Here is a 16796-nt window from a genome sequence, read left to right as displayed (position 1 = left end):
TCAGCACCTTTTCATATATCGTTATTTCTTTTTCTGCATACCTGGAAATCGCCGAAAATAATAGATGACAAACAGTACCGCAGTAATTATCCAGGACACCGGATAACTGAGCATGATACTGTCGATCCCCGGATGAGATCTTACAAAAGCAAACAACCAGATGATACGTAAAAGACAGACTCCTCCACAGGTCAGGATCATAGGAACCAGTACTCTTCCGGCACCACGCAGCGCTCCGGAAATAATTCCGATCACAACATAAATAGCATAGGACGGAATCAGGAAACGGATCATATGCACCCCAATGTCTACAACCACCTGATCGGTTGTAAACAAATGGTAGATCGGATTTGCGAACAGAATAAGTGCTCCGCTTACAATAAACGCCGAAATGTATGCCATCACCATACAGACGCGGACACTTTTTCGCATGCGGTGGTATTTTCCGGCACCATAATTCTGTCCCACAAAGGTGGTAATTGAGATGGCAAAAGCATTGCATACCATCCAGAACACCGCATCAATCTTTCCCATAGTTCCCCAGGCTGCCACTGTGTCAGTCCCCAGTTCATTGACAAAAATCTGAATGGTGAGATTGGCAATATTATACATCACCGATTCCAGTCCTGCCGGAAGTCCAATCCTGAGAACTGCCCCCAAAGACCGGAGATCAAAACGGATCTCATGAAATTCCAGACGATAAATATCCTCTGCGCGCATCAGGAACCAGGTTACAAGGATGGCACTGACTGCCTGGCAGCTGACTGTTGCAAGTGCAACACCGAGGACTCCCATATGGAAGATCACTACAAATACAACATCCAGCAAAATATTCAACAAACAGGTAATGATCAGCACATAGAGCGGTCTTTTGGAATCCCCCACTGCTCTTAAGATACTGGATACCATGTTGTAGACCAGATTGAAAAATGTTCCCGCAAAATAGATATGCAGGTACAACACAGAATCCGGTATTACTTCTGCCGGTGTTTTCATCAGGTGAAGGATCGGCTCAGCCAGGATAAAACCTGCTGTTCCCACAATAATACTGGCAGCCAGGCAGAAGATCATGGATGTGTGAAGTGCTTTTTTAAGGTTTTTGTGGTCTTTCGCTCCGTAAAACTGAGAAATCACTACAGACGCACCGGAACATAAACCTACAAAAAAACCTACGATGAGATTCACGATCATACTGGATGAGCCTCCTACTGCTGCCAATGCTTCTTTTCCCACAAAGCGGCCTACTACAACTGTATCGGCAGTATTGTAGATCTGCTGGAACAGAGTTCCAAACAAGATCGGAAAAAAGAATATCAGAAGCTGCTTCCAGATCACACCCTCTGTGATCTGGTTCACGGCGGTATTTTTCTGATTTTTGTTCTGTTTCATATTTTTTTATTTCCCCCCAGAGTATAAAAAAAGCCGGTATACTTATCTCAGCATACCAGACTCTTTTCGCATCATATATTGACTGTCTAATTAAAATTAGTCCTCAACTTTGATGATTTCCTTCTTATTGTAGCTTCCGCAAGCTTTGCAAACTCTGTGTGGCATCATAAGTGCTCCACATTTGCTACATTTAACAAGGTTCATAGCGCTCATTTTCCAGTTCGCTCTTCTCTTGTCACGTCTAGCTTTGGAAGATTTGTTCTTAGGACAAATGGACATAGGTTACACCTCCTTAAATTTACTGAATATATCACTGATAGCTGCCATGCGGGGATCCTTAGGCTCCTCCTTGCATCCGCAGGGACCTTCGTTTAGGTTCTTCCCGCAGCGGCTGCAGATACCTTTACAGTCTTCTTTACATAAGACCTTTAAAGGCCAGCATATCAATACCTCAAGATAGACCAACCGGTCCACATCCAGGTTCATACCTGTGAGATAGCTGCTTTCATCCAGATCATTGACACGCTCTTCATCAGAAAGCTTCATATCAAGCTTCTTCTTAAATTCCAGCGGTATCTCGACGGCTACTGTCTCAAGACAGCGGTCACAGGGAATGCCCACTGTAATCTTACCGGTTCCTGTAAGCTCAAGAACCTTATCACCGGTATTGGTGATCGTAAGCTCTACCGGTTCCTTCGCAAGTACCGGAAAACTTCCCATCTGAAAATCAATCTTCTCCAGTTCAGGAATAACTGATTCCTGGATCGTCTTGCCATCACAGGAAGAAATGTCTAATAAATGAATCTGCATAAGTCTCTCCTATCCACACTCAATCCATTATACATATGGTCTTGTGATTTGTCAACGTTATTTTCGGGAAAATATTACATTTTTTTAATTTTTTGTTACTGTTGGCTTAATCAGAAATTCGGGGTAAATTACGGGGGTGGACCTTTAATTGTCCGCCCCCCGAATGTATACTGCTGATCCACAGTAATATATAATTCTGCCTGATTACCGATCATGCCCGAACGGTTCTGTACCGGTACTGAAACAGCTGATTATACCAGTGCTACAGTCTCACGGCAGATTGCAAGCTCCTCGTTTGTCGGGATAACTGCAACCTTAACCTTGGAGTCCGGTGTGGAGATCACGATTTCCTCGCCACGATGTCCGTTAGCATCTTTGTCAAGTGTTACGCCAAGGTATCCGAGATAGCTGACAACCTTCTCACGTACCGGGATCGCATTCTCACCGATACCTGCTGTGAAGACGATCGCGTCAACACCATTCATTGCTGCAACATATCCGCCTACGAATTTAGCGATGCTATAGCAGAGAACGTCGATGGCATTAGCTGCATCCTCGTTTCCGCCTTCAGCTGCCTCGTTGAGGTCACGGAAGTCGCTGGAAAGTCCGCCGGAAAGTCCGAGAAGACCAGATTTCTTGTTGAGTACATTCATAACGCCCTCAATGTCCAGGTTCTCTTTCTTAGCAATGAACTCCATGATAGCCGGATCGATGTTACCGGAACGAGTTCCCATAACAACACCTTCAAGTGGTGTAAGACCCATTGTTGTATCTACACATTTGCCATTTACAACTGCGCTGATGGAAGATCCGTTTCCAAGGTGGCAGACGATAACTTTGGAGTTGTCTTTGTCAAGGCCAAGGAAATCAACAGCTCTCTTGGATACGAAGCTGTGGGATGTTCCGTGGAAACCATATCTTCTTACTTTATATTTCTTGTAGAAGTCAAGCGGAAGTCCATAGAGATATGCTTTAGCAGGCATTGTCTGATGGAAAGCGGTATCAAATACGCCTACCTGTGGTACGCCTGGCATAAGCTCTGCACATACACGGATACCAATGAGGTTAGCCGGGTTGTGAAGCGGTGCAAGGTCATTGCACTCTTCTACTGCTTTGATCATCTCGTCTGTGATCACTGCAGAAGAAGCAAATTTCTCGCCTCCGTGTACGACACGATGTCCAATCGCATTAACCTCTTTAAGGCTTCCGATTGCACCTGTTTTATCGTTTGTAAGAGCATCCAGTACCATCTGGATTGCTTCTTTATGTGTTGGCATAGCTGCCTCTGTGATCTCTTTGTCACATCCGGCTTTCTGATATACCAGTCTTCCGTCAATACCGATTCTCTCGCAGAGACCCTTTGCAAGTACATTCTCTGTCTCAGAATCGATTAACTGATATTTTAATGAAGAACTTCCACAGTTGATAACTAATACGTTCATGATTTAACTCTCCTGATCTTTTAATAATTATTTATCCTCTGCCTGGCACTGTACTGCTGTGATTGCTACAACACCTACGATATCATCTGCAGAGCATCCGCGAGACAGGTCGTTTACAGGTTTTGCGATACCCTGTGTAACAGGTCCGTATGCTTCTGCTTTACCAAGACGCTGAGCAAGCTTGTATCCGATGTTACCTGCATCAAGGTCAGGGAATACCAGTACATTAGCTTTACCTGCTACTTCGCTTCCCGGTGCTTTGGATGCGCCTACGCTTGGAACGATAGCTGCATCAAGCTGGAACTCTCCGTCAAGTTTAAGCTCCGGATGCTCCTCTTTGGCAATTCTTGTAGCCTCTACGACTTTATCTACGTCAGGATGCTTTGCACTTCCCTTAGTGGAGTGGGAAAGCATAGCTACGATCGGCTCCTCCTGAACAAGAAGCTTAAAGGACTCAGCAGAAGATGCTGCGATCGCAGAAAGCTCATCCGGAGTCGGGTTCTGGTTCAGGCCGGAATCAGCAAATACGAATGCACCGTTTGCACCATACTCGCAATCCGGAACAACGATCAGGAAGAATGCGGATACAAGCTTGGTTCCCGGTTTTGTCTTCAGGATCTGAAGGCATGGACGAAGTGTATCTGCTGTAGAATGGCATGCACCGGATACCATACCGTCTGCATCCCCCATCTTAACCATCATTACGCCATAGTATGGGTACTGAGTATGAAGGATCTCTTTCGCTTTCTCAGGTGTCATTCCCTTCTTTGCTCTCAGCTCTACAAATTTATCAATATATGCCTGAGTTCTGTCAGATTTCTCCGGATCTACGATCTGTGCACCGGAAATATCAAAGCCGCCCTCTGCAGCTTTCTTGTTGATCTCTTCCTCATTACCGATGAGGATGATCTTTGCAACTCCCTCTTTCAGAATCTTGTCAGTTGCCTCAAGAGTTCTCATATCCTCTGTCTCTGGCAGTACAATTGTTTTTACGCTTTCTTTTGCTCTTTTTTTAAGCAGTTCAACAAATCCCATGATTAAATGGCTCCTTTCTTGATGTAACAAAAACGCTAGTGTCTGTTCGGGCACTACACTATGTTTATTATACCCCCTTACCCTTTTCTTTTCAAGCGTTTCATTGTCAGAAAATGGCTATACTGCGTATTTTTTGAAGTGCAATTGTTACTGTTTACCGACAATGTTCTGCGATGTGTTTTTTGTGGATAAAGATCACAGATGGCCCGAGGATTTCGGCGCATGATCATAAATTTGCGTGATTTCTGTATCTCCCAAAGGGTGTTGCCGGGCCCAGAGCGGACAGCAGCATTCGGGTTTATGGCAGCAAAACAGATTTCGAATGCCGCTTAACTTTTTACATTGCTTATGTTAAAATAGCACCATTATAATTTTCAGAAATGGCAGGTACTTTTTTATATGAAAGTTGTTGGAATCATTGCAGAATATAACCCATTTCACAAAGGTCACGAATACCAGATCCGCTATGCCCGGGAGATCCTTGGTGCTGATTATATTGTGATCGCCATGAGCGGGGATTTTGTTCAAAGAGGGGCTCCTGCCCTTATGGAAAAACATCTCCGGGCTGAGATGGCTCTTCTCGGAGGCGCCGATCTGATCCTGGAAATGCCGGTACAGACAGCAACGGCCAGTGCGGAAGGATTTGCCGCAGGTGGCGTAAGCCTTCTTGACGGGCTTGGTGTTGTAGATGAGCTATGTTTCGGAAGTGAATGCGGAGATACAGAGACTCTTATGAATATTGCACAGATTCTTGTAAAGGAACCGTTTGAATACCGCAAACTCCTTCAGCAGAATCTTCGTACCGGAATGAGTTTTCCTGCTGCAAGAAGCAGTGCTTTGATCCGTTACATGCGAGAAAAAGCCACTTCCGTGCATAACACATTCGGCGTTTCATCAGAACATATTGAACTCATTCTTTCTTCTCCCAATAACATCCTGGGAATCGAATACTGCAAAGCGCTTCTCCGTCTTAACAGCCGTATCCTTCCTCATGCACTTTTAAGAAAGGGAAGTGGTTATCATGATACGGATTTTTCTCTTCTTTCCGACGAAGAATTTCCCTCTGCTTCCGGCATCCGGAGCCTTATGAAAAAATCCGAAGGAATTGTGCAGTCTGCTGATCTTTCCCGGTTGATCCCTTCTGCTTCCCTTCCCGGATTCCTGGATTCTCTCAAAAAAGGAGCATGGATTTCTGACTCAGCACTGGATCTTCCTCTGCATTACAAACTGCTTCAGGAATCCGAAGAAACTTTAAAAATGTATCCGGAGCTTTCGGATGCACTGATCCGGCGTATCCTGAAATCCCGAAATCAATATGAAGGTTTTTCCCAGTTTGCGGATCTTTTGAAAACACGGGATATTACCCGTTCTGCTATCTGCCGCAGCCTTGTCCGGATCTTTCTTGACCAAAAAACAAAAGCACCCGGACACATTCCCTATGCCCGGGTACTTGGCTTTCAAAAAAACAGCGCTCCGCTTCTCAGCCAGATCAAGAAAAACTCCTCAATCCCGCTAATCACCAAAGCCGCCGATGCATCTGCGATCCTCGATGAAACTGCGCTTCGACTTTTTAATGAAACCTGTGCGGCTTCCAATCTTTACGAAATGCTTCTCTGCCACAAAACAGGTCAGCCTTTCATCCACGAGATGAAAAAGCCGCTGCGGATCATTTAAGATCCACAGCGGCTTGAACGCTGATAAGTAATCTTTTCATGGCTTGAGATCGGATTTTGAACAACTTTCAGTTATTCAGTTTAATCCGCTTTTTCGGATCGCTTCCACTGCTTCCCGGATCTTCTCCGGCGGAAGTACCAGGGCGAAACGTACGTAGCCCTCTCCGTGGGGACCAAAGCTTGCTCCCGGAGTCACGATGACGCCGGCCTTTTCCATCAGTTCCATACAGAATGCCATGCTGTCGGTGCGGCCACCCGGGATCTTCGCCCAGACAAACATGGTGCCTTTTCCATTTGGAAGTTCCCATCCGATATCACGAAGTCCCTGGCAGAGAGCATCTCTTCTCTCCTGGTACTTCTGACACTGTTCTTTTACGCTGTCCAGCGGTCCCTGAAGTGCTGCAATAGCTGCTTTCTGAAACGGCAGGAACATACCAAAGTCGATCTGGCTTCTCAATTTGCGGAGTGCTGCGATCACATCCGGCCGGCCCACCAGAAAGCTAAGTCTTGCGCCTGTAACATTGAAGGATTTAGAAAGACTGAAAAATTCCACTCCAATATCTTTCGCTCCCGGAGTGGCCAAAAAACTTCCTCCAAATGCCCCGTCAAAAATAATATCGCTGTACGCATTATCATGAATGATCAGAATATCATATTTTTTCGCAAATTCCACGATTTCTTCGTAAAGTCCCGGAGTGGCAATGCTTCCTACCGGGTTGGACGGCAGGGATACTACCATATATTTAGCCTTATTCGCTATTTCTTCCGGAATTCCCTTTACATAGGGAAGAAAATCATGTTCTGCAACCAGCGGATAATAGTAAGGAACTGCTCCTGCCATCAGACTTCCTGCTGCAAATACAGGATAGCACGGATCCGGAAGAAGTACTGTATCTCCCTCATCACAAAGCGCCATGCCAAGATGCCCCATTCCTTCCTGGCTTCCATAAACAGTCATTACCATGTCCGGTGTCAGTTCCACATCAAAACGTTTCTTATAATAAATACAGACTGCATCCAGAAGCTCCGGCAGATCACGGAGACTGTATTTCCAGTTGTTGTCATCCATAGCTGCTTCCGCTACAGCTTTCTTGATATATTCCGGAGTCTTGAAATCCGGAGTTCCCACACTCATGTTATAGATCTTCATGCCCTGTGCTTCCAGCTCCATACGCCGGTTGTTCAGAGCAGCAAAAATTTCATCTCCAAATCGGTCCAGTCTTTTTGAAAACTGCATATCATTCGTCCCTCTTCCATAATAAAATCAAACGGATATTCGCAATCCGCTTCGCTACTTGCTCATAAATGAAATCACAAAGTGATTTCATTTATTTTATCACGGTAACGTGACATACTCAAGAATTTTCATAAAAAAAGAACCATCACCTGTGTAAAGCAGCTATTCATTTTCCACTTTACACATGATCGGTAACGGTTCTTCATTATTTATTCCGTTTATTCAGACAAAAGAATACGGTCATTATCCAAAGCCTTGCCCACTCCCGTTTTAAATTTCTCAAGAAGGCCATCCACGGTCATATCCTTCTTCTCTTCCCCTCCGATATCCAGCACGATATTGCCGGAGTCCATCATCAGGATACGGTTACCAAGATCAATTGCTGACTGCATATTGTGTGTGATCATCAGACAGGTCAGCTGATTTTCTTCCACGATCCGTCTAGTGAGATTAAGGACTTTCTCAGCAGTTCCCGGATCAAGGGCTGCAGTATGCTCGTCCAGAAGAAGTAATTTCGGCGGATTCATGGTTGCCATCAAAAGCGTCAGCGCCTGTCTCTGTCCACCGGAAAGAAGACCTACCGGATGGCTCATCCGCTCTTCCAGCCCAATGTCCAGCTTCTTTAATTCCTCACGAAAACGCTCTTTTTCCTGCCGGGTCGTGCGGGAAAGCCACCCACCCTTGCCGGCTGCAAGTGCAAGATTCTCTTCGATCGTCATTCCCGGTGCAGTACCACGCATCGGATCCTGATAAAGACGTCCGATCTCTTTTGCGCGTGCATGCTGCGGCATAAATGTGATATCCCTGCCATCCAGCTCGATCAAACCGGCATCTGTAAGAAAATCACCGCAGATCGCATTAAAAAGTGTTGATTTTCCTGCACCATTGGAACCGATGATCGTAGCAAAGTCGCCTTTTTTCAGTTCCAGGGAAAGATCTGTGATCGCCTTTTTTTCGTTTACGGTTCCCGGATTAAATGTTTTTGAAATATGGCTGATTTTTAACATAGATCATCTTCCCCCTTTTGTATGAGTCATTCTTCTTCGGATCTGCGGCCACTGTTTCTTAAGATACGGACCGGAAATTGCAAGAACAACGATCACAGAGGATACCAGCTTCAGCATAAATGCCGGCATATTGAACCGAAGTGCGATGGTATACACAAGGCGGAAGATAAAGGAACCAAGCACCATTCCCACCGCTCTCACAAAAATTCCTCCATGTCCGAGAAGGGTACCTCCGATCAGCAAGGATGCCAGTGCGATGGTGACCATACCCTGACCGATGTTGATATCTACGGATTTCTGTGACTGAGACAGAAGACATCCGGAAAGTGCGGTAAATGCATTTGCCACGCAAAGGCCGATGACCGTTGTAAAGACCGGATTGATGGAGGAAGATTTTACCATATCAGAATTATTTCCGGTTGCCCGGATCGCAAGACCAAGTCTTGTTTTCAGAAAGAATACCAGAAATACGATCACGAGGATCACTGCGATGGCTGCAATGAGGATATCTTCCCTGCCTTTTAACAGTGTACCTGCAAGCGCATCCTTCATCATGGTAAATACTGTGGTCGTCCGATTCATATTGATCAGGGATGACCCTCCCATGACCGCGATATTTACGGAATATAACGCAGTATTTACAATAATACCTGCAAGCAGGCTGTCTACTCCCAGCTTCGTCTGCAGGATAGCCGTTACAAATCCTGATGTAACACCTGCTGCCATGGCTGCCGCAATGGACAGAAACGGATGTCCGCTTACAGCAACTACGGCTCCTACAGCGGCCCCGAAGGTAAAGCAGCCATCTGTAGAAAGGTCGCAGACATTCAGCATGGAATAACTAAGGAACAAAGCAAGAACTGTCAGAGAACAGATCAGTCCAAGCTTCAGGGCAGTCTCCCCGAGGGAGAGCATAGTTGCAATCGTCACAGTGATTTCCTCCAATTGGATTTATTTCATAACTGCTCACAAAAGTGAGCGGTTAATTTATTTTGATTCTACTTCATCAAAGCTTTCTGCAGTTGTGATCTCATTTACCTGTGTGCAGAGAGGCTCAAATGCCTTCTTTACGGTATCGAAATCAAGTCCAAGTGCCTTGCAGGTTTCTGTATTAACTGTTGCAGTACCATTGTCAAAGGTTTCAACAGCTGTCTTAGACGGATCCGCATTATCTATCAGGATGTCAGCGATCATATCGGCTGTTTTCTGTCCCAGATTTGCATAATCAACCCCATATCCTACAAAGGCACCATTTAATGCAAAGGAGTCGGCACCTGTGTAGTGCGGGATTCCTGCGTCGATGAATTTTTCATAAATAGAAAGTTCTGCTGTCATGATGGTGTTGTCCGTAGGTGTAAATACGGCATCCACACCGTCAGCGATCAGTGCATCTGCTGCGAGCTGGACTTCATCGGTAGTGGTTCCGGTACGCTCTACATATTCGATTCCCTCTTTATCCAGATAATCTTTTGCTTCCTGGATCGCTGTTGTGGAGGAATCCTGTCCGACATCATAGAGAAGACCGATCTTCTTTACATCCGGATTCTGTGCCTGAATCAGCTTCATGATAGAAGAAGTATCCAGGTAATCGCTGGTTCCTGTGATATTTGCACCAGGAGCATCCAGAGAATCTACAAGACCGGAGCCAACCGGATCAGATACTGCGGAGAAAACAACCGGTGTATCGCTTCCCTCTGTAGCGGACTGCATACGCATTGCTACTGGTGTAGCCACACCAACCATCAGGTCAACCTTATCCGCCTGAAAATCTGAAATAATCTGTTCCATAACACTGGCATCTGCATTACAGTTATCATAAGACACATCAAATGTGACACCCTTTTCTTTGCCAAGCTCCTCCAGACGGGACTGGATGTTGTCTACGATCTGGTTCAGGGAAGCATCATCTACATAATTGCAGATGCCCACTTTAAAATCTTCCGCCATAACCGGGCTTGTCATCATCATAGTTGTTGCTGCTACTGCTGCTGCGATCACTAACATTCTTTTTTTCATGGTTTTGTTCTCCCTTCTTATTTCCGCTTATGATTACCTTTTGTACACCTTGCGGTCTGCTTTTCCGGAACAACTTTCATGCGACAGAATCGCTTTTCCTGTAACACAAAAACCGTCCCAAGCTTATATCATGCTTGAGACGGTAATAAAAGTTCTTTATTATCGCGGTACCACTCAAATTGACGAATCGTCCACTTTCCGGTGTACTAACATACACTCCTCATTGGTAACGGGTTCGGTTCCCGTCGGCGCCTACTGTACAGATAAATAGTTCGGGCCGCCCTCGAAAGTCCATTCAACATCTGGTCCCCTGCGGATTTCCACCATCACCGCTCTCTGTGAAGCTTCCTGAAATGTTTACTTCTCTTTCTCACTGGTTTGTTTTTTAAGTTGTGTTTACTTTAGCACATCAACGTGAGTCTGTCAAGTCCAAAAATAAAATTAATTCTTAAAGCTGTGGATCGGTGCCGGGATCCTTCCACCTCTCTGTACAAATGCATCACAGGAGAAGGAATTTACAGGCATGATCGGAGCATAGCCAAGAAGACCTCCGAACTCAACCGTTTCGCCCACACCCTTACCGATAACCGGGATGAGACGTACTGCAGTTGTCTTCTGATTTACCATGCCGATAGCAGACTCATCTGCAATGATACCTGCCAGTGTAGTCGCCCTGGTATCTCCCGGAACTGCGATCATGTCCAGACCAACAGAGCATACACAGGTCATGGCTTCCAGCTTCTCCAGAGTAAGAGCTCCCTCGTTTACCGCATCGATCATTCCCTGATCCTCGCTGACAGGAATAAAGGCACCACTTAATCCGCCCACAGCAGCTGCTGCCATAACGCCGCCTTTCTTCACCTGGTCGTTGAGAAGTGCAAGCGCTGCAGTTGTTCCAGGTGCACCGGCTCTCTCAAGGCCGATCTCTTCCAGGATCTCAGCTACGGAATCACCGATAGCCGGTGTCGGTGCAAGAGAAAGATCCACAATACCAAACGGCACGTCAAGACGCTTGGATGCCTCACGTGCAACCAGCTGTCCAACTCGTGTAACTTTGAATGCGGTACGTTTGATCATCTCGCAGAGAGTTCCGAAGTCCTCGCCACGAACCTGCTCCAGAGCTTTCTTTACAACGCCAGGGCCACTGACACCTACGTTGATGATGTAGTCCGCCTCTGTGACACCGTGGAACGCGCCTGCCATAAACGGGTTATCATCCGGTGCGTTACAGAATACTACCAGCTTGGCACATCCAAGAGAATCCTGGTCCTTAGTAGCCTCTGCTGTTGCGAGGATGATCTCGCCCATCAGCTTTACGGCATCCATGTTGATACCGGTCTTGGTGGAACCAACGTTTACAGAACTGCAGACGCGCTCTGTTTCTGCCATTGCCTGAGGAATGGAGCGGATAAGAAGCTCCTCTGCCGGAGTCATTCCTTTGCTTACCAGTGCAGAATATCCGCCGATAAAGTTAACGCCAACTTCCTTGGCACATTTATCCAGCGTTCTTGCGATGGTCACAAAATCCTCCGGTTTCTTACATGCAGCCCCGCCAACCAGAGCAATGGGTGTTACGGAAATTCGTTTATTTACAACCGGGATACCGTACTCGGTTGCGATCTCATCACCGGTAGCTACCAGATTTCTGGCCTTTGTGGTGATCTTTTCGTATATTTTCTGATTCAGTGCATCCAGGTCAGGATCGATACAGTCCAGAAGGCTGATCCCCATGGTGATGGTACGCACATCCAGATTCTCCTGCTCGATCATTTTATTTGTCTCGTTTACCTCAAAAATATTGATCATTTTATTTTCTCCCTGATGATTGATGTAAAGTAGATATCATATTCATTGACAATCCGCACTCGCTGCTTGATCATACTCGATGCATCATGTTAAAAATATCTTCATGCTGGCAGTGGATCACAACACCGATCTCCTTGCCCAGATTTTCAAGCTCTTTTGCAAGTTCACCGCCATCCTTTTCACATTTTGCTGTGTCTGCGATCATCATCATGTTGAAGTAACCCTGAACGATGGTCTGAGAAATATCCAGAATATTAACCTGATTCTCTGCAAGATATGTACAAACCTTTGCAATAATTCCTACTGTGTCATTTCCTACTACTGTGATAATTGTCTTCTTCATCGTTTTTTCCTTTCTACACTGTGATTATTTCTGATATGTGATCCCTCTTCGCTACCTGGATCTTAAAATCCCTGGAACGGTACGGGTTGTCACCAAGTGTCACCTCCGAGCACACAGTCTCGTAGGCAAGTTCTTCATAGTTGTTTTCTCTGCTTAAATGGCCAAGAAAAACCGCCTTCAAATTATCATGGAGGATCCGACAGAGCAGACGTCCTGCATTCTCATTGGAGAGATGCCCACGGTCTCCCAGAATCCTCTGTTTGAGATAATAAGGGTATTTTCCAACCTGAAGCATGCGGATGTCATGATTTGCTTCCAAAAGCACCGCATCCAGATTCTCCAGATTTTTTACAATGTAATCATTATATTTTCCAAGGTCTGTGGCAATGCCCACAGAATGCTCTCCGCATTCCAGGCGGTAACCCACCGGCTGTGCAGCATCATGGGGAATGGTAAAAGGATTTACCGTCAGGTCCTTGATCCCAAAAGGCTCATCCTCCCGGATCTCGTGGATCAGTCCCTCCGGCATTTTTCCAAGGGATTTCATACGAAGCATGGCATCTGCTGTTCCACCTGTGGTATAGATGGGAATTCCGTATTTTCTGGAGATCACTCCCAGTCCCTTGATATGGTCGGAATGTTCATGTGTGATCAGGATACCGTCCACATCTTTTCCGGTAAGATCCAGGGAATTCAGGCCTTTTTCGATACTCTTCCCGCTGATTCCCACATCTACCAGAACATGTGCCTCCTCAGATCCCACATAAATACAGTTGCCGCTGCTTCCGCTGGCAATACTACAAAGTCTCATTTCTCTCTATCCCTTCTCTGATCTGTCTCCGGGTACCCTTCAGATCTCCATTATTCTCGATCACATAATCCGTATGTTCTCTGAAAACCTGGTCAGATACCTGGTTTCGGATAATGCCAAGAGATTTCTCTCTGGAATAGCCACGGCTTTCCATCAGACGACGGATCCGGATTTCCTCCTCTGTATACACATACCAGACTTCATCACAGAATTCCTGATAATTCTCTTCCAGAAAAAGAGCAGCTTCCACAACACAGATCTCTCTTCCGGCTTCCTTCTGTTCTCCAAGAAGATCTAGGATTCTCTGCTTTACAGCCGGATGGATGATCCCGTTTAATTTCAAAAGCATATCCTTATCTGTGAATACTACATCAGAAATCCGTCTCCGGTCAATAGTTTTATCTTTTTTTATGATTTCTTTTCCAAACAATGCGATCACCGCATCGTAACATTCTTCCCCCGGTTCCATCAGAATGTGACCAAGCTGGTCTGCCTGGATCACATATGCCTGGAAATCTTCTTCCATGATTCCAAGTACTGTACTTTTTCCGGCCCCTACTCCGCCGGTTACTCCGATCACTCTCATTTATTTCGCCTCATACCAGCTATCACCCTGGTGCATATCTACGTCAAGTTCCACTGCAAGGTCTGCAGCTCCCTTCATCTCTTCTTCCAGAATACGGGAAACTTCCTCGATCTCTTCTTTCTTTGTCTCGATCAGAAGCTCATCGTGAACCTGCAGCACCAGTCTTGAACGCAGTCCCTCTTTTTTCATTCGTTCATAAACATGGTTCATGGCTATTTTGATGATATCTGCTGCAGTACCCTGGATCGGAGAGTTCATGGCTACACGTTCTCCGAAGGAGCGCTGCATGAAATTACTGGATCTCAGCTCCGGCACGGGCCTTCGTCTGCCGAACATAGTTGTCACATAACCGTGTTCCTTGCCATCCTTTACCAGACCGTCCAGAAAGCCCTTGATCTTCGGATAGGTCTCGAAATATTTCTCAATATAGGCAGATGCCTCTTTTCTGGTAATACTCAGATCCTGGCTCAGTCCAAAGGAACTGATCCCATAAACGATTCCAAAATTTACCGCCTTGGCATTTCTTCGCTGAAGAGATGTCACTTCATCCAGCGGCACATGAAACACCTGGGATGCGGTGAGCCGGTGGATATCCTCCGCCTCACGATAAGCCTGGATCAGTTTTTCATCACCGGACATATGTGCCAGCACACGAAGCTCGATCTGGGAATAATCAGCATCCAGAAATACAAATCCCTCTTCCGGCACAAAAACCTTACGGATCAGCCTTCCCAGCTCCATGCGGACCGGTATGTTCTGAAGATTCGGATCTGTGCTGCTGATACGACCGGTTGCTGTGATCGTCTGATTAAAAGTAGAGTGGATCCTTCCATCTTCTCCGATCACATTTCCGAGACCATCTGCATAAGTGGATTTCAGCTTGGTCAGCTGGCGGTACTCCAGGATATCTTTTACGATGGCATGATCCGGCGCCAGCTTATCCAGGATATCCGCCGCTGTGGAATAGCCGGTCTTGGTCTTCTTTCCACCTGGAAGTCCCAGCTTTTCAAAAAGGATCACACCCAGCTGTTTCGGGGAATTGATATTAAACTCCTCCCCTGCTTCCTGCCAGATGGTTTTTTCCAGCTCCTGGATACGGACTTTAAGTTTTTCACCATAGCTCTTAAGCTCTTCACCCTTAACGGAAATCCCCCATTTTTCCATGGAATCCAGGGTAAAGACAAGAGGAAGCTCGATCTCATCATAAACCTTACGCATGCCTGTTTCATCCAGTTTTTCAAGAAGAACCTTTCGGGCCATGCAGGGCACAAACGCCTGATAGCAGGCATAATTTCCAAGGCATTCCTGTTCCTCTTCCCAGGCCTTTTTCAGAGAAGTCTTTCCAAGAAGGTCTTCCTTTGAGGGGAGCATCATACTATCCAGATATTCTCTGGCGATGTCATCATGGGAATAGGAAGATTTCAGCGGGTTCAGAAGATATGCAGCAACCCCCGCATCAAAAACCTTCTTCGGATCATCAAGGGAAACATGTTTGAGAACTGATTTAATATCCATAGCACAGAGCACCGTACTGTCCGCCAGAGTTTTCAGTTTTCCGCAAAGGTAATCCCCTGTGAGAAGTCCTCCTACCGGAATCTGATAGATTTCTTTTTCATCCAGGACCAGTCCCACGGTATACACCTGATCCGGATCTGCAAGAACAGAAATACCCACCTGATCTTTCTGCGCTGCTTTTTCAAACAGTGCCTCCACACCGGAAAGATCATTACAGGTAAAAAATTCCAGTTCCATGGAGGAATCTGCTATCGTAGCCGGATCAAAACGGTTCAGCATGTTCTTAAATTCCAGGCGTTTACACAATTCATATGCCTCCGGAGTATAGGGATTTTCCACTTTCGCTTTTTCGTAGGAAAATTCCAGCGGACTATCTGTGTTGATGGTTGCAAGCTCTTTGGAAAGCTGTGCCAGATCATAATGCTCACGAAGAGATTCTTTCGCCTTATTAGGCTTTACCTCTTCCAGATGCTCATGAGCATTCTCAATGGAACCGAACTGCACGACCATCTTGGTCGCGGTTTTCTCTCCAACGCCCGGGATTCCCGGAATATTATCGGAGCTGTCGCCCATCAGCGCTTTCAGTTCTATGATCTGCGGCGGCGTTACCTGATATTTCTCAAGAACTTCCGCTGTATGGTAGTTTTCAATGGTTGTCTTTCCCCGGACAGTCTTCGGAAGCCGGATCAGCACCTTATCTGTGGCAAGCTGAAGAAGATCACGGTCTCCGGAAAGAATGGTAACATCCATCCCCTTTGCTTCACTTCTTCTGGCGACCGTACCAAGAAGATCATCTGCTTCATAGCCTTCCAGGGACATGATGTTGATTCCCATGGCAGAAAGCATCTCCTTGATCAGCGGAACCTGTTCCCGAAGCTCCTCCGGCATGGGTTTTCGGGTGCCTTTATAGGCTTCATATCTCTTATGCCGGAACGTAGGTGCACTCAGATCAAATGCAACGGTAAGATACTCCGGCTTCTCTTCCTCCATGATCCTGAACATAATGTTCAGAAATCCATATACCGCTCCTGTATGACGTCCTTCTGCATTGGTAAGATCCGGCAGACCATAAAACGCACGGTTCAGGATGCTGTGACCATCGATCAGTAATATTTTTTCACTCAAA

General features: G+C 46.1%; 15 protein-coding genes and 1 other annotated feature. Of the genes, 1 reads left to right on the top strand and 14 read right to left on the bottom strand.

The window, feature by feature from the left end:
• Window positions 1–21: 21 nt before the first annotated feature.
• The 5 genes from NE638_RS03060 to pta all read right to left on the bottom strand — a co-directional run bounded on the left by NE638_RS03060 (window position 22) and on the right by pta (window position 4676).
• Window positions 22–1389, bottom strand: coding sequence for an MATE family efflux transporter (locus tag NE638_RS03060; protein WP_059085904.1), 1368 nt, complete (start codon window positions 1387–1389; stop codon window positions 22–24).
• Between the two features lie 96 nt (window positions 1390–1485).
• Window positions 1486–1668: a 50S ribosomal protein L32 gene (gene rpmF / locus NE638_RS03055; protein ID WP_015525241.1), complete on the bottom strand. Its 183-nt coding sequence runs from the start codon at window positions 1666–1668 to the stop codon at window positions 1486–1488.
• A gap of 3 nt (window positions 1669–1671) precedes the next feature.
• Window positions 1672–2199: a YceD family protein gene (locus NE638_RS03050; RefSeq protein ID WP_021652543.1), complete on the bottom strand. Its 528-nt coding sequence runs from the start codon at window positions 2197–2199 to the stop codon at window positions 1672–1674.
• 251 nt (window positions 2200–2450) lie between these two features.
• Window positions 2451–3641, bottom strand: a complete 1191-nt coding sequence (locus NE638_RS03045) for an acetate/propionate family kinase (protein WP_021652542.1) — start codon at window positions 3639–3641, stop codon at window positions 2451–2453.
• Between the two features lie 27 nt (window positions 3642–3668).
• Window positions 3669–4676: a phosphate acetyltransferase gene (gene pta / locus NE638_RS03040; RefSeq protein WP_015525244.1), complete on the bottom strand. Its 1008-nt coding sequence runs from the start codon at window positions 4674–4676 to the stop codon at window positions 3669–3671.
• A gap of 399 nt (window positions 4677–5075) precedes the next feature.
• Between pta and NE638_RS03035 the strand changes: the two genes are divergently transcribed.
• Entirely contained in the window at window positions 5076–6350 is a 1275-nt protein-coding gene (locus tag NE638_RS03035) for a tRNA(Met) cytidine acetate ligase (protein ID WP_173745762.1), read from the top strand.
• Window positions 6351–6425: 75 nt separating this feature from the next.
• Here NE638_RS03035 and NE638_RS03030 read toward each other — a convergent pair whose 3' ends face one another.
• The 9 genes from NE638_RS03030 to polA all read right to left on the bottom strand — a co-directional run bounded on the left by NE638_RS03030 (window position 6426) and on the right by polA (window position 16795).
• Complete coding sequence (locus NE638_RS03030; RefSeq protein WP_173741174.1) at window positions 6426–7586, bottom strand: pyridoxal phosphate-dependent aminotransferase; 1161 nt, start codon at window positions 7584–7586, stop codon at window positions 6426–6428.
• A gap of 218 nt (window positions 7587–7804) precedes the next feature.
• Window positions 7805–8593 (bottom strand): ABC transporter ATP-binding protein, encoded by a 789-nt coding sequence (locus NE638_RS03025; RefSeq protein WP_021652539.1) that lies wholly within the window; start codon window positions 8591–8593, stop codon window positions 7805–7807.
• Window positions 8594–8596: 3 nt separating this feature from the next.
• On the bottom strand, window positions 8597–9508 hold the full coding sequence (locus NE638_RS03020; protein WP_021652538.1) for an ABC transporter permease: 912 nt from the start codon (window positions 9506–9508) through the stop codon (window positions 8597–8599).
• A 72-nt stretch (window positions 9509–9580) separates the two neighbouring features.
• Window positions 9581–10609, bottom strand: coding sequence for an ABC transporter substrate-binding protein (locus tag NE638_RS03015; RefSeq protein WP_021652537.1), 1029 nt, complete (start codon window positions 10607–10609; stop codon window positions 9581–9583).
• A gap of 132 nt (window positions 10610–10741) precedes the next feature.
• Window positions 10742–10992, bottom strand: a binding site (T-box leader).
• A gap of 58 nt (window positions 10993–11050) precedes the next feature.
• Window positions 11051–12415, bottom strand: a complete 1365-nt coding sequence (locus tag NE638_RS03010; protein WP_173745761.1) for a PFL family protein — start codon at window positions 12413–12415, stop codon at window positions 11051–11053.
• Window positions 12416–12485: 70 nt separating this feature from the next.
• Window positions 12486–12758 carry an ACT domain-containing protein gene (locus NE638_RS03005; RefSeq protein WP_015525249.1) on the bottom strand — a complete coding sequence of 91 codons (273 nt, stop codon included), beginning with the start codon at window positions 12756–12758 and terminating at the stop codon, window positions 12486–12488.
• 13 nt (window positions 12759–12771) lie between these two features.
• Window positions 12772–13569 carry an MBL fold metallo-hydrolase gene (locus tag NE638_RS03000; protein WP_015525250.1) on the bottom strand — a complete coding sequence of 266 codons (798 nt, stop codon included), beginning with the start codon at window positions 13567–13569 and terminating at the stop codon, window positions 12772–12774.
• Window positions 13556–14155, bottom strand: coding sequence for a dephospho-CoA kinase (gene coaE, locus NE638_RS02995; protein WP_173745760.1), 600 nt, complete (start codon window positions 14153–14155; stop codon window positions 13556–13558). The genes NE638_RS03000 and coaE overlap by 14 nt, the downstream gene beginning before the upstream one ends.
• A complete protein-coding gene (gene polA / locus NE638_RS02990) occupies window positions 14156–16795 on the bottom strand; it encodes a DNA polymerase I (protein ID WP_173745759.1) in 2640 nt (879 codons plus the stop codon).
• Window position 16796: the final 1 nt, after the last annotated feature.

The sequence above is a fragment of the Blautia sp. MSK.18.38 genome (assembly GCF_024460535.1).
Classification (GTDB): domain Bacteria; phylum Bacillota; class Clostridia; order Lachnospirales; family Lachnospiraceae; genus Blautia_A; species Blautia_A fusiformis.
Note: the sequence above shows the minus strand (reverse complement) of the source record. Positions and strands in the feature narration are given on the sequence as shown.

Excerpts from the sequence above, each read along its gene's own strand:
- NE638_RS03060 (WP_059085904.1), bottom strand. The coding sequence starts at position 1,389 with ATGAAACAGAACAAAAATCAGAAAAATACCGCCGTGAACCAGATCACA.
- rpmF (WP_015525241.1), bottom strand. The coding sequence starts at position 1,668 with ATGTCCATTTGTCCTAAGAACAAATCTTCCAAAGCTAGACGTGACAAG.
- NE638_RS03045 (WP_021652542.1), bottom strand. The coding sequence starts at position 3,641 with ATGAACGTATTAGTTATCAACTGTGGAAGTTCTTCATTAAAATATCAG.
- NE638_RS03050 (WP_021652543.1), bottom strand. The coding sequence starts at position 2,199 with ATGCAGATTCATTTATTAGACATTTCTTCCTGTGATGGCAAGACGATC.
- NE638_RS03000 (WP_015525250.1), bottom strand. The coding sequence starts at position 13,569 with ATGAGACTTTGTAGTATTGCCAGCGGAAGCAGCGGCAACTGTATTTAT.
- NE638_RS03005 (WP_015525249.1), bottom strand. The coding sequence starts at position 12,758 with ATGAAGAAGACAATTATCACAGTAGTAGGAAATGACACAGTAGGAATT.
- NE638_RS03020 (WP_021652538.1), bottom strand. The coding sequence starts at position 9,508 with ATGCTCTCCCTCGGGGAGACTGCCCTGAAGCTTGGACTGATCTGTTCT.
- NE638_RS03030 (WP_173741174.1), bottom strand. The coding sequence starts at position 7,586 with ATGCAGTTTTCAAAAAGACTGGACCGATTTGGAGATGAAATTTTTGCT.
- NE638_RS03025 (WP_021652539.1), bottom strand. The coding sequence starts at position 8,593 with ATGTTAAAAATCAGCCATATTTCAAAAACATTTAATCCGGGAACCGTA.
- NE638_RS03015 (WP_021652537.1), bottom strand. The coding sequence starts at position 10,609 with ATGAAAAAAAGAATGTTAGTGATCGCAGCAGCAGTAGCAGCAACAACT.
- pta (WP_015525244.1), bottom strand. The coding sequence starts at position 4,676 with ATGGGATTTGTTGAACTGCTTAAAAAAAGAGCAAAAGAAAGCGTAAAA.
- NE638_RS03035 (WP_173745762.1), top strand. The coding sequence starts at position 5,076 with ATGAAAGTTGTTGGAATCATTGCAGAATATAACCCATTTCACAAAGGT.
- coaE (WP_173745760.1), bottom strand. The coding sequence starts at position 14,155 with ATGAGAGTGATCGGAGTAACCGGCGGAGTAGGGGCCGGAAAAAGTACA.
- NE638_RS03010 (WP_173745761.1), bottom strand. The coding sequence starts at position 12,415 with ATGATCAATATTTTTGAGGTAAACGAGACAAATAAAATGATCGAGCAG.